Origin of the sequence: Rhodococcus sp. 5A-K4, from assembly GCF_046097995.1 — a bacterium.
GTDB classification, from domain to species: Bacteria; Actinomycetota; Actinomycetes; order Mycobacteriales; family Mycobacteriaceae; genus Rhodococcus_F; species Rhodococcus_F erythropolis.
The window spans coordinates 24,555-48,899 of the sequence record NZ_JBJURM010000020.1 but is presented as its reverse complement, the minus strand read 5'-3'; the positions used below and the strand labels follow the sequence as shown (position 1 = coordinate 48,899).

Genomic DNA, 24,345 nt, shown 5'->3' with positions numbered 1-24,345 from the left:
GTCCTCGTGAAAGAATGTGTACCCGTGAAGACCTTCGAATCCTTGTTCGCCGAATTGACCGAGCGTGCTGCTACTCGCCCCGAGGGGTCCGGCACTGTCGCCGCCCTCGACGCCGGTGTGCATGCTCAGGGCAAAAAGGTCATCGAGGAAGCCGGTGAAGTGTGGATCGCTGCGGAATACCAGAGCGATGAGCAGCTAGCCGAGGAAATTTCCCAGCTGCTGTACTGGACGCAGGTGTTGATGGTCGGTCGCGGACTGACCCTCGAGGACGTGTACCGACATCTGTGATCGGAGCTGACCAGCGAGATGTTCGCCATCTCGCTCGTCCAGGGCTTCCGATTCATGTCGTCTCACGTCACCCACACCTTCCGAAAGGACATCCACCATGCTGCGCGTAGCAGTTCCCAACAAAGGCTCACTGTCCGAGTCCGCCGCCGAAATTCTCAGCGAGGCCGGCTACCGTCGACGCACCGATTCCCGTGATCTGACGGTCCTCGATCCTGCCAACCAGGTCGAGTTCTTTTTCTTGCGTCCCAAGGACATTGCGATCTACGTCGGCTCCGGTGAGCTGGATCTCGGCATCACTGGTCGTGATCTCGCCGGCGACTCGGGCGCTCCCGTATCCGAGCGTCTGTCACTGGGCTTCGGCCGTTCGTCGTTCCGCTACGCAGCACCGGCAGGCAAGGACTGGGCCGTTGAGGATCTGTCCGGCCTGCGCATTGCGACGTCGTACCCGAACCTTGTCCGCAAGGACCTCACCGATCGTGGACTCGACGCAACCGTCATCCGTCTCGACGGAGCAGTGGAGATTTCGATTCAGCTCGGTGTCGCCGACGCGATCGCCGACGTGGTCGGGTCGGGTCGTACTCTCCGCCAACACAACCTCGTTGCTTTCGGTGAATCGCTCTGCGATTCCGAAGGTGTCCTGATCGAGCGCACCGGCGCTCCGCAAGACGATCCCGCACGCAATCAGCTCATCGAACGCGTACGCGGAATTGTCTTCGCGCAGCAGAATCTGATGATCGACTACGACTGCCCGCGCACCATCCTCGACGACGCCATCAAGATGACTCCGGGTATGGAGTCGCCGACCCTCTCGCCGTTGGCTGACCCCGACTGGGTCGCGGTTCGCGCAATGGTTCCGATCAAGGGACACAACCAGGTGATGGATGCCTTGGCGGAACTCGGCGCCAAGGCCATCCTCGCGTCGAACATCCGCTCGGTACGCGCTTTCTGATCACTGTCTGAATAGATTTACGCGCATTCGCGCCCGTTCCTGGAAATCAGGAACGGGCGCGAATCTGCAAAGTCTGGGCGATACGGCCGACGGCACCCTGCTCGTCGTAGAGCACTCCCGCACACATGCCGACGCCATCCGGACCGGTCGTGGTTTCGGCGGCGACACCGACCCACTCGCCCTCGGGCACACGGAAGATATGCACCGTGAGATCGGTGTTGAGGAACGTCCAGTGCTCAGGGTCGAGCTTGGCGCCGACGCCGTTGGAGATGTCGGCCACCGCGAACAAACGCTCGAGGGCAGACATCTTCTCGCCCTCGACCAGCTCGGGCTTGGGGCGCGCCCAGACCTTCCCGGTTCCCACGCACCCGATCGGAGCAATCCAGGACCAGTCGAGGGTCTTGAGGTAGCCGACGCTCCAGAGACCCTCGAGAACGCCCGGGGCGCCGCTGTCACGGGGTTCGAGCGGGGGATCGACTACGTGGACGACCTCGCCGGTATCGACGGTCTCCATCCGCCATGCCGTACCGCGCGCAACCGCGCGGGCAGATCCGTCGGCGGTGGTTGCCCACAGCTCTGCGACGATCAATTCGATTCGGCGACCGGGGCGTTCGATCCACGACCGGACTTCGAGGTCGGCAATCGGAATAGGCCCGAGAATCTCGACGACGACGCGCGTCAGACGGGTTTCGTCGCGCGCACCACACCGCTCGAGTGCTCGTACCAACAGCGCCGACGGGGGAGCGCCGTGCTGCAGTGTCGGGCCCCAGATGCTGACAGTTGCCTGCGTGCTCGCGAACCGCTCGTGCCCTTCCTCCGTGGTTCCGAGGTAGCGGTAGTACGAACTGTCCGTCATGTTATGAATTCTCCTTTGCAGCAACAGGTTCGGTGCTCATCAGGTCCGGCCAACCTGGATACGGCGGTGGTGTTCCGCCGAACGAGGGGCACAGTGACTTGTGATCGCACCAGTCGCACAGTTTGCCAGGCTTGGGTCTGAAGTCTCCGGTCGCACCTGCTGCGAGAATCGCTTTCCAAATGGCGGAGAGGGTCCGCTCGAATCGAATGAGCTCGTCGTGATCCGGGGCGTACGTCAGAATCGAGCCGGAGGCCAGATAGATCAGGCGCAGTTGCGCGGGAACGATTCCGCGAGTGCGCAGTAGTACGAGCGCGTAGAACTTCATCTGGAAGAGCGCTTTGGACTCGGTGAACTCGCGGGGTGCCTTTCCGGTCTTGTAGTCGACCACCCGCACCTCACCGGTCGGTGCAACGTCTATCCGGTCGACGAAGCCGCGGAGTCGAACGCCGTTCTCCAACTCGGTCTCGACGTAGACCTCGCACGCCTCGGCATCGAATCGAGTGGGATCTTCGAGCGTGTAGTACGTCGCGACGAGCTTGCCGACTTCGCCGAGAAACGCGTCCAGCTCGTCTTCCGGAATCAGATCAGCCGCTTCGGGAGACTCGGCACTGACACGTTCCCACGCGGGACGGACGAGTTCGGCTGCGCGATCGGGAACCCGGTGACCGGTGGGGAGTGCAAACAGCGCTTCCAGGGCCGCGTGGACGACGGTGCCTCTGACCTGGGCTCTGGTAGGTGTTTCCGGAATTCTGTCGACCGCTCGGAACCGGTAGAGCAGGGGGCATTGCTTGTAGTCACCCGCACGCGAAGGAGAGAGCGCCGGCCTACTACGCGGGCGCTCCTGTGATGTTGCACCCGTTGGAGTGGGGGTTGGCAATTCGACAGAGCTCACACCTGGCAGGCTATGCGGTTGGTCCGACAACTCCGTCGGAGCCGGTGGCGAGGACACCGGAAACAAGCGAACAGGGATCATCTGCGCATGGCGAACGAGCTGCAACCAGAAGAAGGCACGACCGAAGTGGATGAGGTTGTGCAGTCCGCTGTCGCCGAGATTCCCGAACAAGAGCTTCCGGAAGCTGATCTCACTGCGCCGGGCAAGCGGCCGTCGGGGCCGTTTCGCGTCGGCGACCGGGTCCAGCTGACCGACGGCAAGGGACGCCACTACACGATCGTTCTCGAGGCGAACCGCGAGTACCACACCCACAAGGGCGGAATCGTTCACAACGATTTGATCGGCGCCGACGAGGGCAGCGTCGTCAAGTCGGTCAACGGCACGCCCTATCTCGCCCTGCGTCCGCTACTGGTCGACTACGTGCTGTCCATGCCGCGCGGTGCACAGGTCATCTACCCGAAGGACGCAGCTCAGATCGTCCACGAAGGCGACGTGTTTCCAGGAGCGCGCGTGCTCGAAGCCGGAGCCGGCTCCGGCGCACTGACGTGTTCACTACTGCGTGCCGTCGGACCCGAGGGCAAGGTCATCTCCTACGAGGTCCGCGACGATCATGCCGAACACGCGGTTCGCAACGTCGAGACCTTCTTCGGTGAACGTCCGCCGAACTGGGAACTGACCATCGCCGATCTGGCAGAGTTCGATCCGGAAGCGCACGGCGGCAAGGTCGATCGCGTCGTACTCGACATGCTGGCTCCATGGGACGTCCTGCCCGCCGTCTCGAAGGCGCTCGTGCCAGGCGGCGTGTTGATCGTCTACGTCGCGACCGTTACTCAGCTCTCGAAAGTCGTCGAAGCGATGCGTGAGCAGGAATGCTGGACCGAGCCACGGTCGTGGGAATCGATCGTGCGCGGTTGGCACGTCGTCGGTTTGGCGGTGCGTCCCGAGCATCGGATGCAGGGCCACACCGCGTTCCTCGTGAGCGCTCGTCGTCTGGCCGAAGGAACGGTCACCCCGAAGCCGCAGCGGCGCGCGGGCAAGGGCTCGAACACGGCAGCCAAGTAGTCACGCGAAAACGACAAGAGCGGCGATCCGGATTCCGGATCGCCGCTCTTGTCGTAGCTGGAAGTTATGCGGTGCAGGAAGCGCGGCCCATTTCCAGGAGCACGCATGCCGAGGTGTCGGACAGCTTCCAGGAGCCGTCTTCGAGCTCCCAGGTCCACGGGGTGGCCGGTGCGGCGCCGTGCGGGCTGACGACGGCGACGTCGGCGGTTGCGGTCTGACCGTCGACCTTGACGTTGTCCACGTTGAACGTGATCGCGTAGGCCGGGTTACCGCCCAGCGCAGCACTCATCGTCTCGATGTTGGCCTGACGCTTGGTTCCGTCGACCACCAGAGCGGTCTTCTCCTCGATCGGCTTGGCCGGATCGATCAGAGCGACGAGCGAAGCGTTGAGCTCCTCGGCCGTCGGAGCCGTTGCAGCAGCGGCAGCAGGCGTCGTAGCGGAAGCCGAGGCCTTGGCCGTGGTGCTCGAGGCGGCGACCGAAGTCGAGCTGGCAGCCGTCGATTCCTTGTTGTCGTCCGAGCTGCATGCACCCATGGTCAGGACGGCAGCGACGGCACAAGCGCTGATGAGAGTCTTGCGGATGATCACAGCGTTACCTTTCGTTGTAAAGAGAGACAGGCGCTGTCTCCATCTTGTAGGCAAGGCTAACATGACCAAAACCTGGCTCGAGACCAGTCGGCACGGTCCGTACTCAGGTGTGAATTCGCACTCGCGCACCGTGTCTGGCGACACTTGGGGCCTTATGCCGGTAGCGTTGATGGATCGCACTGGGAGGAGACGCACATGAGCTCGACAGAGAACCCGGATTCGGTTGCGGCAGCAGAAGAACTCCACGCGCTACGAGTGGAAGCACAAGTACTGCGCCGACAACTTGCACAATCGCCGGAGCAGGTGCGTGAGCTGGAGTCGAAGGTGGACTCGCTGTCCATCCGAAACAGCAAGTTGATGGACACCCTCAAGGAGGCCCGTCAGCAGCTCATCGCACTTCGTGAAGAAGTCGACAGACTCGGTCAGCCGCCGAGCGGTTACGGAGTCCTTCTCTCGGTACACGAGGACAAGACCGTCGACGTGTTCACGTCGGGTCGCAAGATGCGATTGACGTGCTCACCGAACATCGACACGGACACCCTTGCCCTCGGACAGACGGTGCGCCTCAACGAGGCACTCACCATCGTCGAGGCCGGCACCTACGAGCAGGTCGGTGAGATCAGCACGCTCCGTGAGGTACTCGACGACGGCTTGCGCGCACTGGTGGTCGGTCATGCCGACGAAGAGCGCATCGTCTGGCTCGCAGCACCGTTGGCAGCCGTCTTCGCCGACCCCGAAGCCGACATCATCGCGTACGACGCCGATTCTCCGACCAGGAAACTGCGTCCGGGCGACTCGTTGCTCGTCGACACCAAGGCCGGGTACGCCTTCGAGCGCATCCCGAAGGCCGAGGTCGAAGATCTGGTTCTCGAAGAAGTTCCGGATGTTCACTACGACGACATCGGTGGTCTCGGGCGTCAGATCGAACAGATCCGTGATGCCGTCGAACTCCCGTTCCTGCACAAGGACCTGTTCCACGAATACTCGCTGAGGCCGCCGAAGGGTGTACTGCTCTACGGTCCACCTGGTTGCGGGAAGACGCTCATCGCCAAGGCCGTCGCCAACTCGTTGGCCAAGAAGATCGCCGAAGCTCGCGGTCAGGACAGCAAGGACGCCAAGTCCTACTTCCTGAACATCAAGGGCCCGGAACTTCTGAACAAGTTCGTCGGCGAAACCGAGCGTCACATCCGGATGATCTTCCAGCGTGCTCGTGAGAAGGCGTCCGAGGGGACGCCGGTGATCGTCTTCTTCGACGAGATGGACTCGATCTTCCGTACCCGTGGTTCGGGAGTCTCTTCCGACGTGGAGACAACGGTCGTTCCGCAGCTGCTCAGCGAGATCGACGGCGTGGAAGGGCTCGAGAACGTCATCGTCATCGGCGCCTCCAACCGTGAGGACATGATCGACCCGGCCATCCTGCGTCCCGGCCGACTGGACGTGAAGATCAAGATCGAGCGCCCCGACGCGGAATCCGCTCAGGACATCTTCTCGAAGTACCTGGTGGACGGTCTGCCGATCAATGCGGACGACCTCGCCGAGTTCGGTGGCGATCGCACCGCATGCTTGAAGGCGATGATCGTTCGCGTCGTCGATCGCATGTACGCGGAGAGCGAAGAGAATCGTTTCCTCGAGGTCACCTACGCCAACGGCGACAAGGAAGTTCTGTTCTTCAAGGACTTCAACTCGGGTGCGATGATCCAGAACATCGTCGACCGCGCCAAGAAGTACGCGATCAAGTCGGTACTCGACACCGGTGCTCCTGGCTTGCGTGTGCAGCACCTCTTCGATTCCATCGTCGACGAGTTCGCCGAGAACGAGGATCTGCCCAACACCACCAATCCTGATGACTGGGCACGTATTTCGGGCAAGAAGGGTGAGCGGATCGTCTACATCCGCACACTCGTCACCGGTAAGAACGCCAGTGCCAGCCGCGCGATCGACACAGAGTCGAACACGGGCCAGTACCTGTAGCGAAACGAACACCGATCGGGCCGGCCACTCTTCGGGAGTCGTCGGCCCGATCTGTGCGTCGCTGCCGTTCCCTCCGTTGCGATTGGACCGGTCGGTCGTGCTGGTTTAGAGTCCCGCCGTGCAGATACATCTTCGACACAATCCGTCGTCCACTGTCGCTCGCTGCTACCTCGCGCCCGGCGAACCGCTGCGCGTGGAGAGCGGGGCAATGCTCGCGCATTCCGCCGGCGTAGTTCTCGAAGCGAAGGCGCAGGGCGGCGTCCTGCAGGGACTCAAGCGGTCGATGCTCAGTGGGGAGTCGTTTTTCGTCACGACGTATACCGCTCCGCCGCAAGGTGGTTGGGTCGACGTGACCGGCGTGCTTCCCGGCGATCTGATCCCACTGACCATCACGTCCGATCGCCCGTTCTTCCTCAACCGTGGAACCTGGTTGGCCAACTCCTACGGCGTGACCGTCGAGTCCAAATGGGGAGGCATGTCCAACCTCTTCGGCGGTGAGGGTGGATTCGGTCTGCGGGCAAGTGGCGACGGTGAAGTAGTGCTGGCCGTCTACGGCGCGATCGACGTCATCGACTTGCAGCCAGGCGAGACGGTCACGATCGATACCGGTCACGTGGTCGCCTACGACCTCGGGATGAACTTCAACATGCGGCGCGCCGTTCAGGGGCGCACCATTCAGTCGATGAAGTCCGGTGAAGGATTTGTCTTCGACTTCACCGGCCCCGGACGCGTTCTCGCGCAGACCCGCAACCCCAGCGCGTTTGCTGCTTGGCTCTCGGCGATCACCCCGGGCTGATCACAGGTCCCACCAGTGTTCAGTCCCAGCGGTGTTCAGCTCCAGCGGTGTTCAGCTCCAGCAATAGTCGGCCAGCAGCGCGCGTGAGTCCGGAACGAACGGCCACGACGGGTCCTGCAGGTGGGCGCCGAGTTCTTTCGGCGTCCACCACCAACCTTCGGCGATCTCGCTGGGTTGATGTGCCATCGGCCCGTCGTATCTGAGTTCGAACGCAAACAGGTGACAGCGCAACGGAGAGTTGTTCCACTCGCCGTCCCAGGAGATTCGAGCGATCTCCGTCAGTTGGAGTGGCTGATCTGCTGTTCCGAAGATTCCGAGTTCTTCACCGACTTCACGGATCGCGGTTTCCTGCGGCGTCTCACCTGGATCAACGACACCTCCGGCAAGACAGTCGTGATAGCCACCGAACACCGCTTTCGTGTCGGTTCGGCGATGGACGTAGATGCGGGAGCCGTCCCCGGTGCGAACCAGGACGCCCGCACTCGCGTGCCAGAGCCCACCCGAGTAGACGACGGAACGTGGTGCTCGGCCGATCGGATTACCCGTCCGGTCGTACACGGCGACTACCTCGTCCGCGGGATTCAGGTCTGCGGTGAGAGGTTGGTGCATTCCTCCAACTGTGCCACGCCTGTGGGTGCCTCGCCGCAATCACATAGGCTCTTGTGTCATGCAGCGGATCATCGGTGTCGAGGTCGAATACGGAATATCTTCACCCAGTGAGCCGTCGGCGAATCCGATTCTCACTTCAACCCAGGCGGTGCTTGCCTACGCCGCCGCAGCGGGCGTGCCACGGGCCAAGCGCACACGCTGGGATTACGAGGTCGAATCTCCGCTGCGAGATGCCCGAGGCTTCGATCTGGGGCGAATGAGCGGGCCCGCACCGGTCATCGACGCTGACGAGATCGGCGCCGCGAACATGATTCTCACCAACGGGGCACGGTTGTACGTCGACCACGCCCATCCGGAGTATTCGGCCCCCGAGGTCGCCGACCCGCTCGATGCCGTGATCTGGGACAAGGCCGGCGAACGAGTGATGGAGGCAGCTGCGCGGCACGCCTCCAGCGTGCCGGGTGCCCCACGGTTGCAGTTGTACAAGAACAACGTCGACGGCAAGGGTGCGTCGTACGGCACGCACGAGAACTACCTCTGCTCGCGTGACACCCCGTTCGCCTCGATCGTGACCGGCTTGACGCCGTTCTTCGCGTCGCGGCAGGTGATCTGCGGTTCCGGTCGTGTGGGTCTCGGTCAGTCCGGCGACGAGGCCGGATTCCAGCTTTCGCAGCGATCCGACTACATCGAGGTCGAAGTAGGCCTCGAGACCACGCTCAAGCGCGGAATCATCAACACCCGCGACGAACCGCACGCGGATGCGGACAAGTACCGCCGGCTGCACGTCATCATCGGTGACGCGAACCTCGCGGAGATGTCGACCTACCTCAAGGTGGGAACAACCGCGCTGGTACTCGACCTGATCGAGGCGGGCGTCGACCTCACCGATCTGCAACTGGCACGTCCGGTCACCGCCGTCCACCACATCAGCCACGACCCCACTCTTCGCAAGACCGTTGCGCTGGCCGACGGTCGTGAACTGACGGGGCTTGCGCTGCAACGTATTTACCTCGAACGTGTCTCGAAGTTCCTCGATCGCGAGGCGGATCGTGATCCGCGAGCGGACGATATCGTCGCCAAGTGGGCGATGGTTCTCGATCTCCTCGAGCGTGATCCCATGGAGTGCGCGAACATCCTCGACTGGCCGGCCAAACTGCGTCTGCTCGAAGGTTTCCGCAATCGTGAGGGACTCGCGTGGTCGGCGCCGCGATTGCATCTGGTGGATCTGCAGTACTCCGACGTGCGACTCGACAAGGGCCTCTACAACCGTCTGGTTGCTCGCGGCTCCATGGAGCGGCTTGTCACCGAACAGCAGGTTCTCGACGCGGTCACGAACCCTCCCACCGACACTCGCGCATACTTCCGTGGCGAGTGCTTACGCCGATTCGGGGCCGATATCGCGGCCGCGAGCTGGGATTCGGTCATCTTCGATCTCGGCGGCGAGTCGTTGATCCGCATCCCCACCCTCGAGCCGCTTCGAGGTACCAAAGCGCACGTCGGAGCGTTGCTCGACTCCGTTGACAGCGCCGCGGAACTGGTTGATCAGCTCACTCACTGAAACAGCCGATGCGGCTCGCCGTCGCGTCTCTCCACACCTGACGGTGCCGCTCGGTAGGGTGAAGGTCCGAGCGGGATCAGTTACCGACTCTGCTGGGCCGAACAGGATGCTCGCGAGAGCTCCCTTCACACAAGGAGGTCGACGGCGATGGCTCAAGAACAGACGCAGCGTGCCGGTGGCGGCGAAGACGACGAAACCACTGGTGGCGACGGCAGTGCCGGCCAGGAACGTCGCGAGAAGCTCGCTGCAGAAACCGACGACCTGCTCGACGAGATCGACGACGTGTTGGAAGAGAACGCCGAGGACTTCGTCCGTGCCTATGTCCAGAAGGGCGGCCAGTGACGGTGGATCGCGCGCCCCGGATCACCGACGGGGACACACGGTTGAGCTTCGGCTCGAATCTGTCGTCATTCTCGGAATACCTTCGGGTGCATGCACCGGAGCATCTTCCGCAGAACCGCTTCGCCGACACAGGAGGTGTTGTCATGGGCGGGGGAGACGTAGCTCCGCACGGCACCACCATCGTCGCGATCAGCTATGCGGGTGGAGTTCTGCTCGCGGGTGATCGCCGAGCGACGATGGGCAACCTCATCGCCAGCCGTGACGTGCAGAAGGTGTACGTCACGGACGACTACTCGGCTGCGGGTATCGCCGGTACGGCCGGGATCGCAATCGAACTGGTCCGGCTCTTCGCGGTCGAGCTCGAACATTACGAGAAGATCGAGGGCGTCCCACTCACGTTCGACGGCAAGGCCAATCGACTTTCGTCGATGGTTCGAGGAAATCTCGGAGCAGCGATGCAAGGTTTGGCGGTCGTGCCATTGCTCGTGGGTTACGACCTGGACGCGGTCGATCCGTCGAGGGCAGGTCGCATCGTCTCCTACGACGTCGTCGGTGGGCGATACGAGGAGCGCGCGGGCTATCACGCAGTCGGATCCGGTTCCCTGTTCGCGAAATCGGCGCTCAAGAAGCTGTATTCCCCGGGAATCGACGAGGACACCGCGCTTCGGTTCGCGGTCGAGGCGCTGTACGACGCGGCAGATGACGATTCGGCTACCGGTGGTCCTGATCTGACACGCGGGATCTATCCGACAGCGGTCACCATCACCTCGGCCGGTGCCGTGGAGTTGTCGACGGCCAAGGCTGCCGAGATCGCAAGGGAGATCGTCGCGGCTCGTACTGCGACAGCGAGTCCGGAAGGGGAGTCTGCGCTATGACGATGCCGTACTACGCATCAGCCGAACAGATCATGCGCGATCGTTCGGAATTGGCGCGCAAGGGAATTGCCCGCGGACGCAGCGTCGTCGTTCTCACCTACCGCGACGGAGTGCTCTTTGTCGCCGAGAACCCGTCGAGGGCGCTGCACAAGGTCAGTGAACTGTACGACCGTCTCGGATTTGCGGCAGTGGGCAAGTACAACGAGTTCGAGAATCTGCGCCGCGCGGGCATCGTCCACGCCGACATGCGTGGGTACTCGTACGACCGTCGGGACGTCACGGGGCGTTCCCTCGCCAATGCGTACGCACAGACCTTGGGAACGATCTTCACCGAGCAGCCCAAGCCGTACGAGGTCGAGATCTGCGTTGCCGAGATCGGCCGTTTCGGGAGTAGTACGCCGGCTCAGCTCTACCGGATCACGTACGACGGTTCCATCGCGGACGAGCAGGAATTCGTGGTCATGGGCGGTACAACCGAACCGATCGTGACGGCGATGCGCGAGTCCTACCAGCGAGACCTCGACCTCGAATCCGCGGTGCGGCTCGCGGTCGGGGCGCTTCAAAAGGGCGGTCCGGCGCCGGCCGGAACTACTGAGGCGGAACCGCGAACACTCGATGTGAGTGCACTTGAGGTTGCCGTTCTCGACAGCAACCGTCCACGCCGTGCGTTCAAAAGAATCGCTGGTTCGGCATTGGAAGAGATGCTTCCAACTCCGGCAGCAACTGAGGACGCGCCGCCGGCAAACGGCGACGCACCCTCGTAGTTGCTGCGTCGGTCTGGGAGTTACTGCAGGTCTGGGGTTACTGAGTGATTCTGTAGACGGCCACCGCGCCCGGTTCGGTGTCGAAATCGAACCGGCGCGCGTCTGCCACCACTTCACCGTCGGTGGCGATGGCGACCGGTGAATCGGCCACTCGAACCGACATCGAGGACACGAGTTCGCGAACGTAGACCCGCGAGCTGCCCAATGTTCCTGTGGCAGCAGCAAACAGCAGGCGTGAACGCGAGAACTTCTTGTCCGCGCGCAAGTAGCGGACGTCGAGCAGTCCACGGTTCATCTCCGGACGCGACATCGGCACCTGATCAGCGGGGGAGTATCGCCCGTTTCCGACGAAAAGCATCCAGATGGTGGTCCGCTTCCCGTCGATGGTGACAGTCATCGGCTCTGCCGCTGCGAGAACCCGGATCATTGCAGCACCAGCGGCCGGCCACTTACCGAAACGCGGTTCCCACTTTTCCCTCAGACGCACAGCGTCCGGGTATCCGCCCAGGCTGGCTGTGTTGAGAAACCGTGCAGTCACTCCGGAATCCGTGCGCACCACCGCGTGGTCGACAAATGCCGCCTGACCGGACTCGACTGCCTGTGCGGTCTCCTCGACATTCACCGCCCCGACGTCGCGGGCGAAATGGTTCAACGTTCCGCCGGGAAAGACCGCAAGTGGTAGCTCGTGCTTTGTCGCCGCGGTCGCGACCGTGACCACTGTTCCGTCGCCGCCGCATACTCCTAACGCTTTCGGCGAGAGTTCGGGGATCTTGGCATCGATCTGCATGTCGAAGTCGATGTCCGCGTCGAACTCGTAGACGATGGCCTCCGGTAGCAGTTCTCGAATCGATTCCACGATCCCGTCGTCCTCGGAGCCTGAACCAGGATTGGTGAAGACCAACAAGCCTTCTCCGCGCGCGAGCGCGGGAACCACACACTCGGGTCCGAGTTCGGCGGGTTCTTCGTCTCGCACCGCCCACCAACGACGTGTGCCGGCAGCGATTGCGCCGCCGACCGCGAGGCCTGCGAAGACGTCGGACGGCCAGTGCACTCCGTTGTGAACGCGTGAGTACGCCACTGCTGCGGCCAGTGGCGCGAGTGCGGCGCCCGCCGCCGGGGACTCCATGGCCACTGCCGCGGTGAATGCCGCGGCAGAAGACGAATGCCCGGAGGGGAACGAGGACGACGTCGGAATGTCGACGCCTCGCTTCGGGCTCAGCCAGACACGCGCCGGTGGGCGCCGGCGGGGGAAGAGGGGCTTGAGTATGCCGTTGGCCAGCGCGCTCGAACCTGCCAGCGCGAGCATCCCACGTGCCGCTGCCCTCCTGGGGCGGCCACCGATCATCGCGAGCAAGGCCGCGACAACCATCCACAAAACGCCGTGATCGGCAGCTCTGGAGAGAAACCGCATGGTCGGGTCGAGCACGGAAGGGCGCAGTGCTCCAGTGCTTTCCATGACTTTGACGTCGCTTCGGACAACTTTTCGGCGAATAAGGCTCACACCGTCACACTATGCCGCCGCCCGACGTTGTCGAGTCGTGACTTACGACGCGATCGAAGTACACGGGTGAACCTCGCATTCTGGTTGTAGTGTCGAAGTGTGCAGAGACGAATCATGGGTATCGAGACGGAATTCGGCGTTACCTGCACCTTTCACGGGCACAGGCGACTGAGCCCCGACGAGGTTGCTCGTTACCTCTTCCGTCGTGTCGTGTCGTGGGGTCGCAGCTCCAATGTCTTCCTCCGTAACGGAGCCCGCTTGTACCTGGACGTGGGTTCGCACCCGGAGTACGCGACCGCAGAGTGCGACAGCCTCATCCAGTTGGTCAATCACGACCGTGCCGGTGAGCGAGTGCTCGAAGAACTGCTGATCGACGCCGAGGCGAGACTCGCCGAGGAGGGGATCGGCGGCGACATCTACCTCTTCAAGAACAACACCGACTCGGCCGGAAACTCGTACGGATGCCACGAGAACTTTCTCGTCGCGCGCGCCGGTGAGTTCTCCCGCATTTCGGATGTCTTGTTGCCGTTCCTCGTCACGCGCCAGTTGATCTGCGGCGCCGGCAAGGTGCTGCAGACGCCGAAGGCCGCGACGTTCTGCCTCTCGCAGCGTGCGGAACACATCTGGGAAGGTGTCTCGTCGGCGACCACGCGCTCGCGTCCGATCATCAACACCCGCGACGAACCGCATGCCGACGCCGAGAAGTACCGCCGACTGCACGTGATCGTCGGCGATTCGAACATGGCCGAAACAACGACGATGCTCAAGGTCGGTTCTGCAGCACTCGTGCTCGAGATGATCGAAGCCGGGGTTTCGTTCCGCGATTTCGCTTTGGACAACCCGATTCGTGCCATCCGCGAGGTGAGTCACGACGTGACGGGTAAAAAGCCTGTCCGTCTAGCTGGTGGTCGTCAGGCCAGTGCCCTCGACATTCAACGCGAATACCACGCCAAGGCAGTCGAACACCTGCGTAACCGCGAACCGGACCCGCAGGTCGAGCAGGTAGTCGACCTGTGGGGTCGCACCCTCGATGCCGTCGAAGCTCAGGATTTCGCGAAGGTCGACACGGAAATCGACTGGGTCATCAAGCGCAAGCTGTTCCAGCGCTACCAGGACCGTCACGGTTTCGACCTGTCCGATCCCAAGATCGCGCAGCTCGACTTGGCGTACCACGACATCAAACGCGGCCGGGGTGTCTTCGACGTGCTGCAGCGAAAGGGCTTGGTCAAGCGGGTCACCGAGGACGAGACGATCGACGATGCCGTCGAGAATCCGCCGCAGACCACGCGCGCCAAATTGCGAGGCGACTTCATCACTGCCGCCCAGGCCGCAGGCAGGGACTTCACGGTCGACTGGGTTCACCTCAAGCTCAACGACCAGGCGCAGAGAACGGTGCTCTGCAAGGATCCGTTCCGTTCCGTCGACGAGCGTGTCGAGCGTTTGATCGCTTCGATGTAGGTCACCCACTTTCACGATTTACAACACGGCAGGTCTGTTTTGCGGCGACGCGCCGGGCACGAAAGTGTCCGGCGCGCGTTCGGTTATCGGATAGCCACTAGGATTTCGGCGTGGCGACATCAAAAATCGAGCGGTTGATGAACCTGGTGATCGCATTGCTGTCCACCAGACAGTTCCTCACGGCGGAGAAAATCCGCGACAGTGTGGCCGGGTACAACGATTCCGCGAACTACGAAGCGTTCAGTCGCATGTTCGAACGCGACAAGAACGAACTTCGTGACCTGGGTGTCCCGTTGGAAACCGGTCTGGCAGGACGGTTCTCGACGGTCGAGGGTTATCGGATCAATCGCAATGCCTATGAGCTTCCGGACGTTGACCTCACCAGCGAGGAATCTGCTGCGGTTGCCGTCGCCGTGCAGTTGTGGGAGTCGCCGGAACTGATTTCGGCAGCCCAGAGTGCACTACTCAAACTCCGAGCGGCCGGCGTCCAGGTCGACTCAGAAGTCAGTGCCGCGCCGGTCACGGCGATTCCCGCGCGCACCCGCGGTTCGGAGCCCGCGCTCGGCAAGCTGCTTGCAGCCGTCGACGCCGGACGAGCAGTTCATTTTCAGCACCGCGGCGCGTTGAACGAACCGTTCACCGAGCGCACCGTCGAGCCGTGGGGCGTAGTCACGCACAACGGCAAGTGGTATCTGGTCGGGCACGACGTCGACCGTGATGCGGTGAGGACCTTCCGGCTCTCCCGGATCGGTGACGATGTCAGGGAGTTCGGCCCGGCCGGTTCGGTTCACAAACCCGAAGGTGTTGATCTTCGCGAGGTCGTCGACCGCGTGACCGGATCGGGAGTCGTCACCGGAACCGCCACGGTCTGGGTCGCAGACGGCCGCGCACATGAGCTTCGGCGGCTTGCGACGTCGTCGTCCGATCGGCGGCTGACCGATCGTGATGGCAGCGTGCTGGCCATTCCCGTCCGATCCTGGGAATGGACCGCTCGGTTGATCGCCGGTCACGGTTTGGATGCACTGGTGTTGGACCCACCGGATTTGCGTGCTGAGGTCGTCGCGAAGCTTCGCGCCGCCGCGGCGAGCCCGGCCACCAGCAATGACGGACAGGGGGACAACTGATGAGCAATCGACTGTCATCGCGGTTGGCACGGCTGCTCAACCTCGTGCCGTACTTCATCGCGAATCCGGGCATCAGTCCCGCCGAGGCGGCCGAGGAACTCGGCGTCAGCACGACTCAACTGATGACCGATCTGAATCAGCTGTGGGTGTGCGGACTGCCCGGGTACGGTCCCGGCGATCTCATCGACCTGTCCTTCTCCGAGGAAAGTATCGAGGTCACGTTCTCGGCCGGGATCGATCGCCCGCTGCGCCTCACCTCTACCGAAGCGACGGCATTGCTGATCGCCCTTCGGTCGTTGGTGGAAATGCCGGGCATGGTCGATCCGTCGTCGGCCCAGCGCGCTATCGCGAAGATCGAGGACGCAGCAGGCTCGGCCGCGGCACGAGCTATCGGTCAGGACCGGGATACATCGCCGGCGCCGGACATCGCCGAAGACCCGATCGCCGCGACGGTCAGAGCCGCGCTCGCAGACAAGACCGCCCTGCGATTGACGTATTACTCGGCCTCGCGTGACGCGGTCTCCGAGCGCATCGTCGATCCCGTTCGTATCGTGTTGGTCGACAACTACAGCTACCTCCAGGCCTGGTGCCGTCAGGCCGAGGGTGTGCGGTTGTTCCGATTCGATCGGATCGATGCCGCCGTCCAACTCGACGAGCCGGCCGACCCGCCGCCGCAGGCCCTCGAGGAGGATTCGAATCTCGAGTTGTTCAGCGGCGACGGTTCCCTTCCGGAAGCACGGTTGTTCATCACCAAAGAGTGGGTGTGGATGCTCGACTACTACCCGATGGACGTCGAGCACGTGAACGGTGACGGGTCGGTCGAGGCGACGATGAGTTTCGGAACACTCGAATGGATGGCAAGGCTGGTGTTGGGATTCGGTGAGGGAGTTCGGGTCCTTCATCCGCCGGAACTGGTCTCTGAAGTCCATGATCGGGCCGTTGCGGCACTCGACGCCTACGACGTAATCGGTTCGTAAAAGTTGGGGAAACTGCGCGTTCAGTGGGTTCGCAGGAAACAAACAGGTAAAAGGTAGCTGAAGTAAGTGCTTTGACACCTCCGAGCGCCGGTTGTGTCCGGTAGCATCGAGGAATCTGATCATGGGAGGTCGTTATGGGTGCAATGCAGCCGATGCATTGGCTGATTGTCGCTGTTGTCGTCGTAATTCTGTTCGGGTCGAAGAAGCTTCCCGATGCAGCACGCGGTCTGGGTCGTTCACTCCGCATCTTCAAGAGCGAAGTCAAGGAAATGCAGAACGACGATGCGGCGCCCGCAAGCGCGCCGGTCGCACAGCCTGCTCCGGCACAGTTGCCGACGGCCAACACCGCGGTGGTCGCAAACGGTGCAGCAGCACCTGTTGCGCAGCCGACCGAAGTCAAGCCGCTCTAGTACACACTGCGTTCTAGCCGGGGTGAAATATTCGTTCACCCCGGTTGTCTGCTGACCAAGACCAGGATGCACAGTGCGTATTCCGTTAGATCCGCGTAACCGCAAGCGGAAGGTCAACCCAGACGGCACCATGTCGTTGGTCGACCACCTGTACGAATTGCGGACTCGTTTGTTGTTCGCATTCCTCGGCGTGATCATCACCACGGCGTTCGGCTTCTTCTGGTACTCACACTCGATACTCGGTCTCGAGAGTCTGGGCGATCTGCTTCGTGGACCGTACTGCGAGCTTCCGTCCGAGAGTCGCGCCAACCTCAGCACCGACGACGCGTGCCGATTGCTGGCGACCGGGCCGTTCGAGCAGTTCATGCTGCGATTCAAAGTGGCGCTCACCGCCGGCATCGTTCTTGCCTGCCCAGTGTGGCTTTACCAATTGTGGGCATTCATCACCCCGGGGCTCTACGCCAAAGAACGTCGATACGCGGTCGGATTCGTCACCGCTGGTGCCGCACTCTTCATTCTCGGCGCGATCCTGGCGTACCTCGTCGTGGCGAAGGCTTTGCACTTCCTCCTGACCATCGGTGACAACGTCCAGATCACCGCGCTCAGTGGTTCGGAGTACTTCGGCTTCATCATCAACCTGCTGCTCATCTTCGGTGTCAGCTTCGAAATTCCACTGCTCGTCGTCGTGCTGAACTTTGCCGGCATTCTGACGTACGAGCGTTTGAAGGCCTGGCGTCGAGGATTGATCTTCGGGCTTTTCGTATTTGCTGCAGTCGCCACGCCGGGTTCGGATCCGTTCTCGATGCTGGCGCTCGCGCTGGCCCTGACGCTTCTCTTCGAGGTCGCTGTTCAGATCGCTCGCCTCAACGACAAACGTAAGGCCAAGCGAGCCGGTGAAGACTGGGGCGCACTGTCCGACGAGGAAGCGTCCTCCATCTCGTCTCCGTCCGATCTGAACGAGGCTTTCGACAATCCGACCAAACCCAAGGCCGAATCGAGTGGTTTGTTCGGACGTAAGTCCAAGTCCAAGGCTCCGGTTGCGGAGAAATCCGACACCGGCGGCGACAACGCGCCCGGTCAGGATTTCACTGACACCCTCTGAGCGCCGTGCCACCACGTCGGCGGCGTGTGAAACCCTGACGAGGTGGTTATGAACAAGAGTGAACTGAGCACGTTTGCGTCCAGCCTGAAGTTCGAACTCGATCCATTCCAGGTGAAGGCATGCGTTGCGCTCGAAGCGGGCCACGGAGTCCTTGTCTGCGCGCCGACCGGCGCAGGCAAGACCGTGGTCGGCGAGTTCGCTGTCCACCTGGCTCTCGCGGCGGGCCGCAAGTGTTTCTACACGACGCCGATCAAGGCGTTGAGTAATCAGAAGTACGCAGAACTCGTCGAGCGGTACGGCCCGAGCGAGGTCGGCCTGCTGACGGGTGATTCGAGTATCAACTCCGACGCACCGGTGGTCGTCATGACCACTGAAGTCCTGCGGAACATGCTCTACGCAAATTCCGAGGCACTGCGCGGGCTTTCGCACGTAGTCATGGACGAAGTGCACTACCTGGCGGACCGGTTCCGTGGTGCGGTGTGGGAGGAAGTGATCCTGCACCTGTCCGAGGATGTTCGGCTGGTGAGTTTGTCGGCGACCGTGAGCAATGCCGAAGAATTCGGCTCCTGGATGGAAACCGTCCGCGGCGACACCACCGTGGTCGTCGACGAGACGCGGCCGATCCCGCTGTGGCAGCACATCATGGTCGGTCGACGGATCTTCGATCTCTTCGACAGTCGTAGTCACCCTGCGGCTGGGCCGAAGACCGTGCTCGTCGACCAGGATCTGGTTCGCCACGTCAAGCAGCGTCAGGCTCTCGAACGCGTCGAGAGCTGGCAGCCGCGTGGCCGCGGGCGTCGTGGCAGCTACCAGAGTTCCAACGATTTCCGGCCCTTGCCACGCCCCGACGTCATCGCGCAGCTGGACCAGTCCGGACTGCTCCCGGCGATCACCTTCATCTTCAGCCGCGCCGGTTGTGATGCGGCTCTTGCACAGTGCCTGCGGTCCCGACTGGATCTGACTTCGCCGGAGCAGGTTCGCGAGATCGACACCATCATCGAGAAACACACCGGGGAACTACCCGAGGAGGATCTCGAAGTTCTCGGATATCGGGACTGGTGCAAGGCACTGCGACGCGGACTGGCCTCTCACCATGCCGGCATGTTGCCGGCATTTCGCCAGACAGTCGAGGAACTGTTCGTCAAGGGTCTCGTGCGTGCGGTCTTCGCGACCGAGACGCTGGCCCTCGGCATCAACATGCCGGCACGCACGGTGGTCCTCGAACGTCTGGTCAAGTACAACGGTGAATCGCATGCCGAACTGACACCGGGGGAGTACACGCAGCTGACCGGTCGGGCAGGCCGACGCGGCATCGACGTCGAAGGGCACGCTGTGGTCCTGTGGCAGCCCGGGGTCGAGCCCACGGATGTCGCCGGCTTGGCGTCGACCCGGACGTTCCCGCTCCGCAGTTCGTTCCGCCCCTCGTACAACATGTCGATCAACCTCGTCGAACGCATGGGCGCGGCCGATTCACGGAAGCTGCTCGAGCGTTCCTTCGCACAATTCCAAGCGGATCGCTCGGTGGTCGGCCTGGTGCGTGGCATCGAGCGGAACGAAGAAGCGCTGAAGGGTTTGCAGGAGAAACTCGGCGGTGCGGACGGCGAATACTTCGAGTACGCGTCGTTGCGTGAGCGGCTCAGTGCGCGCGAGCGCGCGCTCGAACGTAAGGGCCGCGAAGACCGACGCGGAGATGCGGTGGAGTCCCTCCGTGCACTCGCCCGCGGTGACGTGATCGCAATTCCCATCGGTCGTCATTCCGGGGTGGCAGTGGTCCTCGTCCCGGACAACGATCCGAAGGACCCGCGTCCGCTGGTTTTGACTGCCGATCAGTGGGCCGGCCGACTCTCCTCGGGTGATTTCCCGGAAGCAGCCGACGTTCTGGGAAAGATGCGACTGCCCAAGCATGTCGATCACCACACCGCAAGGATCCGGCGCGATCTGGCCTCGGCATTGCGTAGTACCGGGATCAGTGCCCCCCGGCGGAAGAAGCGCCACAAGGCGGGCGCGTCCGAAGACGCCGAGGTCGCTACTTTGCGACGCGCTATTCGCTCGCATCCGTGCCACAGCTGGCCCGATCGTGAACATCTGAGCCGGATCGGTGAGCGCTACAACCGACTGGCCCGGGAAACGCAGTCGATGAGGGAAAAGGCAGCGGCCACCACCAACTCGTTGGCGCGGACGTTCGACCGCATCATTGCGCTACTCAAAGAGCGTGAGTACATGACTGCCGAAGCAGCGCCCGAAGTCACCGAATCCGGACGACGACTCAGCCGCATCTACTCGGAAAGCGACCTTCTGGTCGCCGAGTGCCTGCGGACCGGGGCGTGGACAGGTCTCAGCCCGGCCGAGTTGGCGGCCGTCGTCTCCTCGGTGGTCTACGAATCACGTCGGGACGGCGACACCGTTGATCGGGTGCCGACAGCGGCGCTTCGTCACGCCCTCAACGACACTCAACGATTGTGGAGCGAACTGCGGTCGGACGAGATTCGTCACAAGCTGCCGCCGACGCGGGAACCGGATCTCGGATTCGTCACCGCCGTTTATCACTGGGCGAGTGAGAACTCGCTTGTCGACGCACTGATCGCGGCCGGAGTGCAGGGCCGTGCGTTGTCTGCGGGTGACTTTGTACGTTGGTGTCGTCAGGTGATCGATCTGCTCGATCAGGTCCGCCTGACATCGACGGATGCCGACGTCGCGAAGACTGCGGCGCGGGCGGTAGCTGCAATTCGTCGCGGGGTAGTTGCTGTCGACGCAGCATGACCGCAACTATGTGGTTTGATTCGCAGACTGGTATTTCGAGTGGGAGGCGAACATGAGCGGGCCTTACGGACCGAACGATCCGAATCGGCAATGGGGTCCTGGTGATCAGCAGCAGCCGAACGAGCAGCAGTGGGGGCAGAATCCTCAGCAGCCGGGCGGTCAGCAGCAGCCTGGTCAGCAGCCCGGCCAGCAGCAGCCGTGGGGTCAGTCTGGTCAAACACCGCAGCCCGGTCAACAACCCGGCCAGCAACAGCCGTGGGGACAACCTGCCTACGGCCAGCCCGGGCAGCCTGGTGGTCAGCCTGCGTACGGTCAGCCGCAGCAACCTGGACAAGGACAACCCGGCCAGCAACAGCCGTGGGGACAACCCCAGCAGCAGCCTCCCGCTCAGCCGTGGGGTCAGCCCGGGCAACAGCAGGCACCTGACGCAACCCAGGCCTGGGGTCAGCCGCCTGCTGCCGCACCTCAGCAGGCATGGGGCGCCGCCGCTCCCGGCCAAGCGCCGGGACAGCAGAATCAGTGGAACCAGGCTCAGCCGTTCCCGAGTCCCGGTGCGCCCGGAAACCAGTCGGGTAAGTCGAAGAAGCCTTTGATCTTCGGTGCGATCGGTGTTCTCGTCGTTCTTGCTGCTGTCGTGGTGGCCCTGGTGTTCGGTGTCTTCGGCAAGAACACACTCGATCAGAGCGCGGCTCAGGCCGGCGTCGAAAAGATCGTCACCGAGTCCTACGGGGCAAAGAACGTGAGCAACGTTCAGTGCCCCGCGGACCAGGAAGTCAAGTCAGGCAACAAGTTCACCTGCACGCTTTCGATCGCGGGTGTGAAGTCGAACGTGACTGTGACGTTTGTCGACGACAACGGCACGTACGAGGTCAGCCGCCCGAGCTGACGCTCTACTGGTCGGAACGGCCTGCCGCCGCAGCCGCGAGCGCGGCGGCAAGCCGTCCGGCCGAGCGCTCGATGTTCAGCGAGGCCGCTACTTCCTCGAAGCGTGCGGGATCGGCAGGGGTCGCCGGGAGTTGGTCGTCCTTCGAGAACTGAACGTCCGCGTCGCGAACCACTCGTACTACCGGCAACGCAGCATCAAGGTAAGCGATGGCCTCTGGTGAGGTGAGTTTTGCGCGAATTCCCTTGGCCATGTCGGATTCCGGATCAGCTGCGGCCGCGCGAAGTCCGGCCAACGAGCCGTAGCGCAGCATCAGCGTCGACGCAGTCTTCTCACCGACACCCTTGATGCCGGGTAGACCGTCGGAGGCGTCTCCGCGCAGTACCGCGAGTTCGGCGTATGCCTCGCCCGCACGATCACCGGGTACTCCGTACTTCTCGGCAACCTCGACCGGTCCGAAGAGTTCTGCCTTGGACAAGCCACGGCCCACGTAGAGGACACGAACGGGCACGTACTCGTCGGTGACGACCTGCAGAAGGTCTCGGTCACCACTGACGACAACGGTGAGATCTTCGCGCTCGGTGGCGGCAAGCGTTCCCAGCACGTCGTCGGCTTCGAGTCCGACGGCACCCGCTGTCGCGATTCCTGCTGCTGCGAGCACGTCCATGATCATGTCGACCTGAGGCGTCAACGTGTCCGGAACTTCTTCGGACGAACCGTCAGAGCCTTCTTCGACGCGATGCGCTTTGTAGGTCGGGACCGCATCGACGCGGAACTGCGGTCGCCAATCCAAGTCCAGGCACACCGCGAGACGACTCGGCTGGTGTTTGGTGATCAGGGAAGCCACCATGTCGGTGAAACCGCGCACGGCATTGACAGGTCTTCCGTCGGGGTCGACGAATGACTCGGGCAGCGCGTAGAACGCACGAAACCACAGGCTGGCACCGTCGAGGAGAAGCAATGGCCCACTCATGGTCACCATCCTGCCAGTCGGCACTAACCTGTAAGCCATGACGTCTCCAGCCGAACAGGATTCCCGATTCTCCAGCGCCGTGTACGGCGCACGTATCGCTCGCGCCGCGGAGTTGGCTCGATCAGCAGGACTCGACGGTCTGGTGGTGACTCCAGGCCCGGATCTGCGGTACCTGACGGGTTCTCGGGCCGACTCGTTCGAGCGCTTGACCGCGTTGGTCATCGCTGCGGACACGGCGAAGGCGTCTGTCGTGCTTCCTCGCTTGGAGTTGGCGTCGTTGAAGGAATCGGCGGTGGGCGATCTCGGGCTGACCGTCCTCGACTGGGTCGACGGTGTCGACCCGTATGCGATTGTGGCGGCGCAACTCCCGACCGGCGCCAAGGTTGCGGTGACGGATGCGATGCCTGCATTGCACCTGATCCCGCTCGCAGACACCTTGGGCGCGTTGCCGATCCTCGCTACCGGCGTATTGCGTGAATTGCGGATGGTCAAGGACGACGCCGAGATCGAGGCGTTGCGACGGGCCGGTGCGGCGATCGACCGTGTTCACGCCCGCATGGCCGAGTTCTTGATCGTCGGCCGTACGGAAGCCGAAGTGGGCGAGGCAATTTCGGAGGCGATTCTCGAAGAGGGGCACACCGAGGCCGCGTTTGTGATCGTCGGATCAGGCCCGCACGGCGCCGATCCGCATCACGAGGTTTCGGACCGGGTGATCGAGAGCGGCGATATCGTGGTGATCGACATCGGCGGACCGGTCGAGCCCGGCTACAACTCGGATTCCACCCGCACGTACAGCATGGGGCAGCCGTCCGCCGAGGTATCAGCGCAGTTCGCGGTACTCGAAGCGGCACAGCAGGCTGCCGTCGATTCGGTGCGGCCAGGAGTATCCGCAGAATCCGTCGACGTTGCCGCCCGCGAAGTGCTTGCCGCACAAGGTCTTGCGGAGGTCTTCGTTCACCGCACCGGTCACGGTATCGGGCTGTCCGTGCACGAGGAGCCGTACATCGTCGAGGGCAACACCATCGAACTCGTCGAAGGTATGGCCTTCAGCATCGAACCGGGAATCTACTTCCGCGGAAGTTGGGGTGCCCGTATCGAGGACATCGTCGTCGTGACCGCGGACGGTTGCGAGTCGTTCAACAACCGTCCGCACGGCCTGACTGTCCTCGGCTGATCAGCTTTCCTTGAACGCCGCGGACCCGAGGATGCGGGTGACGTCGATTTCGATGACCACGCGCGCTGGGTTGACCCGTGGCTGGCGGTACCGCTCGGCATAGCGCCGAACGGCGTCGGCCACGGAGTCCTCGTCGGCGAGCACGCGTGCCGGCCCTTCGAGCGTGAGCCAACGACCACCGTCGACCGAACTGACTGCGGCGTATCCGCCACGCGCTGCGTTGATCGCCTTCTGTGAACCACCGCTGGTGATCACGCGCGCCTTTCCGGCTTCCTGGTCCCAGGTGAACCCGACGGCCACGACGTGTGGGGTGCCGTTCGGACGCAACGTCGTGAGTGTCGCGAGGTGGTATTCACCGACGAACTTCAGCCCGTCTTCGGTGAGAGTCTGCTGTGCCGATGGCGTGGTGGAGGGGGTGAGCGTCATGCCACG

General features: G+C 62.9%; 24 protein-coding genes. 17 read left to right on the top strand and 7 right to left on the bottom strand.

The genetic code is table 11. The features are described from left to right. The first annotated feature begins 24 nt into the window (after positions 1 to 24). Positions 25 to 288, top strand: a complete 264-nt coding sequence (locus ACKAMS_RS23525; protein WP_003944933.1) for a phosphoribosyl-ATP diphosphatase — start codon at positions 25 to 27, stop codon at positions 286 to 288. Between the two features lie 97 nt (positions 289 to 385). Then, complete coding sequence (hisG, locus tag ACKAMS_RS23520) at positions 386 to 1,237, top strand: ATP phosphoribosyltransferase (RefSeq protein ID WP_003944905.1); 852 nt, start codon at positions 386 to 388, stop codon at positions 1,235 to 1,237. Positions 1,238 to 1,283: 46 nt separating this feature from the next. On the opposite strand, the gene ACKAMS_RS23515 is transcribed toward hisG, so the two are convergent. Beyond that, the gene (locus ACKAMS_RS23515; RefSeq protein WP_408989607.1) at positions 1,284 to 2,093 is read right to left on the bottom strand and encodes a thioesterase family protein; all 810 of its coding nucleotides are present in this window, start codon (positions 2,091 to 2,093) and stop codon (positions 1,284 to 1,286) included. Position 2,094: 1 nt separating this feature from the next. Further along, entirely contained in the window at positions 2,095 to 2,985 is an 891-nt protein-coding gene (locus tag ACKAMS_RS23510) for a RecB family exonuclease (RefSeq protein ID WP_374761972.1), read from the bottom strand. Between the two features lie 138 nt (positions 2,986 to 3,123). On the opposite strand from ACKAMS_RS23510, the gene ACKAMS_RS23505 reads away from it, so the two are divergent. Then, complete coding sequence (locus tag ACKAMS_RS23505; protein WP_007729892.1) at positions 3,124 to 4,047, top strand: tRNA (adenine-N1)-methyltransferase; 924 nt, start codon at positions 3,124 to 3,126, stop codon at positions 4,045 to 4,047. 64 nt (positions 4,048 to 4,111) lie between these two features. Here ACKAMS_RS23505 and ACKAMS_RS23500 read toward each other — a convergent pair whose 3' ends face one another. Then, a complete protein-coding gene (locus ACKAMS_RS23500) occupies positions 4,112 to 4,636 on the bottom strand; it encodes a hypothetical protein (protein WP_259120812.1) in 525 nt (174 codons plus the stop codon). A 195-nt stretch (positions 4,637 to 4,831) separates the two neighbouring features. Between ACKAMS_RS23500 and arc the strand changes: the two genes are divergently transcribed. Together arc and ACKAMS_RS23490 are read left to right on the top strand one after the other, a co-directional pair. Then, the gene (gene arc / locus ACKAMS_RS23495) at positions 4,832 to 6,607 is read left to right on the top strand and encodes a proteasome ATPase (protein ID WP_003944870.1); all 1,776 of its coding nucleotides are present in this window, start codon (positions 4,832 to 4,834) and stop codon (positions 6,605 to 6,607) included. A gap of 118 nt (positions 6,608 to 6,725) precedes the next feature. Further along, positions 6,726 to 7,403, top strand: a complete 678-nt coding sequence (locus tag ACKAMS_RS23490; protein WP_003944961.1) for a TIGR00266 family protein — start codon at positions 6,726 to 6,728, stop codon at positions 7,401 to 7,403. 51 nt (positions 7,404 to 7,454) lie between these two features. Here ACKAMS_RS23490 and ACKAMS_RS23485 read toward each other — a convergent pair whose 3' ends face one another. Then, complete coding sequence (locus ACKAMS_RS23485) at positions 7,455 to 8,012, bottom strand: NUDIX domain-containing protein (RefSeq protein WP_020969670.1); 558 nt, start codon at positions 8,010 to 8,012, stop codon at positions 7,455 to 7,457. Between the two features lie 58 nt (positions 8,013 to 8,070). On the opposite strand from ACKAMS_RS23485, the gene dop reads away from it, so the two are divergent. The 4 genes from dop to prcA all read left to right on the top strand — a co-directional run bounded on the left by dop (position 8,071) and on the right by prcA (position 11,551). Continuing rightward, the gene (gene dop, locus ACKAMS_RS23480) at positions 8,071 to 9,570 is read left to right on the top strand and encodes a depupylase/deamidase Dop (RefSeq protein ID WP_019748516.1); all 1,500 of its coding nucleotides are present in this window, start codon (positions 8,071 to 8,073) and stop codon (positions 9,568 to 9,570) included. Positions 9,571 to 9,717: 147 nt separating this feature from the next. Beyond that, positions 9,718 to 9,912 (top strand): ubiquitin-like protein Pup, encoded by a 195-nt coding sequence (locus tag ACKAMS_RS23475; RefSeq protein ID WP_003944925.1) that lies wholly within the window; start codon positions 9,718 to 9,720, stop codon positions 9,910 to 9,912. Beyond that, entirely contained in the window at positions 9,909 to 10,787 is an 879-nt protein-coding gene (gene prcB / locus ACKAMS_RS23470) for a proteasome subunit beta (protein WP_019748515.1), read from the top strand. Before ACKAMS_RS23475 ends, prcB begins: the two co-directional genes overlap by 4 nt. Further along, positions 10,784 to 11,551 carry a proteasome subunit alpha gene (gene prcA / locus ACKAMS_RS23465; RefSeq protein WP_019748514.1) on the top strand — a complete coding sequence of 256 codons (768 nt, stop codon included), beginning with the start codon at positions 10,784 to 10,786 and terminating at the stop codon, positions 11,549 to 11,551. The genes prcB and prcA overlap by 4 nt, the downstream gene beginning before the upstream one ends. A 37-nt stretch (positions 11,552 to 11,588) precedes the next feature. Here prcA and ACKAMS_RS23460 read toward each other — a convergent pair whose 3' ends face one another. After that, on the bottom strand, positions 11,589 to 13,007 hold the full coding sequence (locus tag ACKAMS_RS23460) for a phosphatase PAP2 family protein (RefSeq protein ID WP_021344323.1): 1,419 nt from the start codon (positions 13,005 to 13,007) through the stop codon (positions 11,589 to 11,591). A gap of 144 nt (positions 13,008 to 13,151) precedes the next feature. Between ACKAMS_RS23460 and pafA the strand changes: the two genes are divergently transcribed. The 7 genes from pafA (at position 13,152) to ACKAMS_RS23425 (ending at position 21,769) form a co-directional block, all read left to right on the top strand. Beyond that, positions 13,152 to 14,510 (top strand): Pup--protein ligase, encoded by a 1,359-nt coding sequence (gene pafA / locus ACKAMS_RS23455; protein ID WP_007729869.1) that lies wholly within the window; start codon positions 13,152 to 13,154, stop codon positions 14,508 to 14,510. A 110-nt stretch (positions 14,511 to 14,620) separates the two neighbouring features. Then, on the top strand, positions 14,621 to 15,634 hold the full coding sequence (locus ACKAMS_RS23450; RefSeq protein WP_019748512.1) for a YafY family protein: 1,014 nt from the start codon (positions 14,621 to 14,623) through the stop codon (positions 15,632 to 15,634). Beyond that, a complete protein-coding gene (locus tag ACKAMS_RS23445) occupies positions 15,634 to 16,611 on the top strand; it encodes a YafY family protein (RefSeq protein WP_020907807.1) in 978 nt (325 codons plus the stop codon). Before ACKAMS_RS23450 ends, ACKAMS_RS23445 begins: the two co-directional genes overlap by 1 nt. Before the next feature lie 134 nt (positions 16,612 to 16,745). Then, positions 16,746 to 17,021: a Sec-independent protein translocase subunit TatA gene (gene tatA, locus ACKAMS_RS23440; RefSeq protein ID WP_003944836.1), complete on the top strand. Its 276-nt coding sequence runs from the start codon at positions 16,746 to 16,748 to the stop codon at positions 17,019 to 17,021. 73 nt (positions 17,022 to 17,094) lie between these two features. Further along, complete coding sequence (gene tatC / locus ACKAMS_RS23435) at positions 17,095 to 18,123, top strand: twin-arginine translocase subunit TatC (protein WP_019748510.1); 1,029 nt, start codon at positions 17,095 to 17,097, stop codon at positions 18,121 to 18,123. 48 nt (positions 18,124 to 18,171) lie between these two features. Continuing rightward, positions 18,172 to 20,883, top strand: coding sequence for an RNA helicase (locus tag ACKAMS_RS23430; RefSeq protein ID WP_021344319.1), 2,712 nt, complete (start codon positions 18,172 to 18,174; stop codon positions 20,881 to 20,883). Positions 20,884 to 20,935: 52 nt separating this feature from the next. Then, positions 20,936 to 21,769: a DUF4333 domain-containing protein gene (locus ACKAMS_RS23425; protein ID WP_080945669.1), complete on the top strand. Its 834-nt coding sequence runs from the start codon at positions 20,936 to 20,938 to the stop codon at positions 21,767 to 21,769. A gap of 4 nt (positions 21,770 to 21,773) precedes the next feature. Here the strand turns inward: ACKAMS_RS23425 and ACKAMS_RS23420 are convergent, their stop codons facing one another. Beyond that, entirely contained in the window at positions 21,774 to 22,739 is a 966-nt protein-coding gene (locus ACKAMS_RS23420; RefSeq protein WP_069146631.1) for a 5'-3' exonuclease, read from the bottom strand. A 37-nt stretch (positions 22,740 to 22,776) separates the two neighbouring features. Here ACKAMS_RS23420 and ACKAMS_RS23415 point away from each other — a divergent pair, with 37 nt between their 5' ends. Then, on the top strand, positions 22,777 to 23,913 hold the full coding sequence (locus tag ACKAMS_RS23415) for a Xaa-Pro peptidase family protein (protein WP_020969665.1): 1,137 nt from the start codon (positions 22,777 to 22,779) through the stop codon (positions 23,911 to 23,913). On the opposite strand, the gene ACKAMS_RS23410 is transcribed toward ACKAMS_RS23415, so the two are convergent. Beyond that, positions 23,914 to 24,339 (bottom strand): PPOX class F420-dependent oxidoreductase, encoded by a 426-nt coding sequence (locus ACKAMS_RS23410; RefSeq protein ID WP_019748505.1) that lies wholly within the window; start codon positions 24,337 to 24,339, stop codon positions 23,914 to 23,916. Positions 24,340 to 24,345: the final 6 nt, after the last annotated feature.

What these genes read in the sequence shown, in the direction of transcription:
- hisG (WP_003944905.1), top strand. Translation starts at nt 386, where the DNA reads ATGCTGCGCGTAGCAGTTCCCAACAAAGGCTCACTGTCCGAGTCCGCC.
- ACKAMS_RS23515 (WP_408989607.1), bottom strand. Translation starts at nt 2,093, where the DNA reads ATGACGGACAGTTCGTACTACCGCTACCTCGGAACCACGGAGGAAGGG.
- arc (WP_003944870.1), top strand. Translation starts at nt 4,832, where the DNA reads ATGAGCTCGACAGAGAACCCGGATTCGGTTGCGGCAGCAGAAGAACTC.
- ACKAMS_RS23485 (WP_020969670.1), bottom strand. Translation starts at nt 8,012, where the DNA reads ATGCACCAACCTCTCACCGCAGACCTGAATCCCGCGGACGAGGTAGTC.
- dop (WP_019748516.1), top strand. Translation starts at nt 8,071, where the DNA reads ATGCAGCGGATCATCGGTGTCGAGGTCGAATACGGAATATCTTCACCC.
- ACKAMS_RS23475 (WP_003944925.1), top strand. Translation starts at nt 9,718, where the DNA reads ATGGCTCAAGAACAGACGCAGCGTGCCGGTGGCGGCGAAGACGACGAA.
- prcA (WP_019748514.1), top strand. Translation starts at nt 10,784, where the DNA reads ATGACGATGCCGTACTACGCATCAGCCGAACAGATCATGCGCGATCGT.
- ACKAMS_RS23460 (WP_021344323.1), bottom strand. Translation starts at nt 13,007, where the DNA reads ATGGAAAGCACTGGAGCACTGCGCCCTTCCGTGCTCGACCCGACCATG.
- ACKAMS_RS23445 (WP_020907807.1), top strand. Translation starts at nt 15,634, where the DNA reads ATGAGCAATCGACTGTCATCGCGGTTGGCACGGCTGCTCAACCTCGTG.
- tatA (WP_003944836.1), top strand. Translation starts at nt 16,746, where the DNA reads ATGGGTGCAATGCAGCCGATGCATTGGCTGATTGTCGCTGTTGTCGTC.
- ACKAMS_RS23430 (WP_021344319.1), top strand. Translation starts at nt 18,172, where the DNA reads ATGAACAAGAGTGAACTGAGCACGTTTGCGTCCAGCCTGAAGTTCGAA.
- ACKAMS_RS23425 (WP_080945669.1), top strand. Translation starts at nt 20,936, where the DNA reads ATGAGCGGGCCTTACGGACCGAACGATCCGAATCGGCAATGGGGTCCT.
- ACKAMS_RS23420 (WP_069146631.1), bottom strand. Translation starts at nt 22,739, where the DNA reads ATGAGTGGGCCATTGCTTCTCCTCGACGGTGCCAGCCTGTGGTTTCGT.
- ACKAMS_RS23415 (WP_020969665.1), top strand. Translation starts at nt 22,777, where the DNA reads ATGACGTCTCCAGCCGAACAGGATTCCCGATTCTCCAGCGCCGTGTAC.
- ACKAMS_RS23410 (WP_019748505.1), bottom strand. Translation starts at nt 24,339, where the DNA reads ATGACGCTCACCCCCTCCACCACGCCATCGGCACAGCAGACTCTCACC.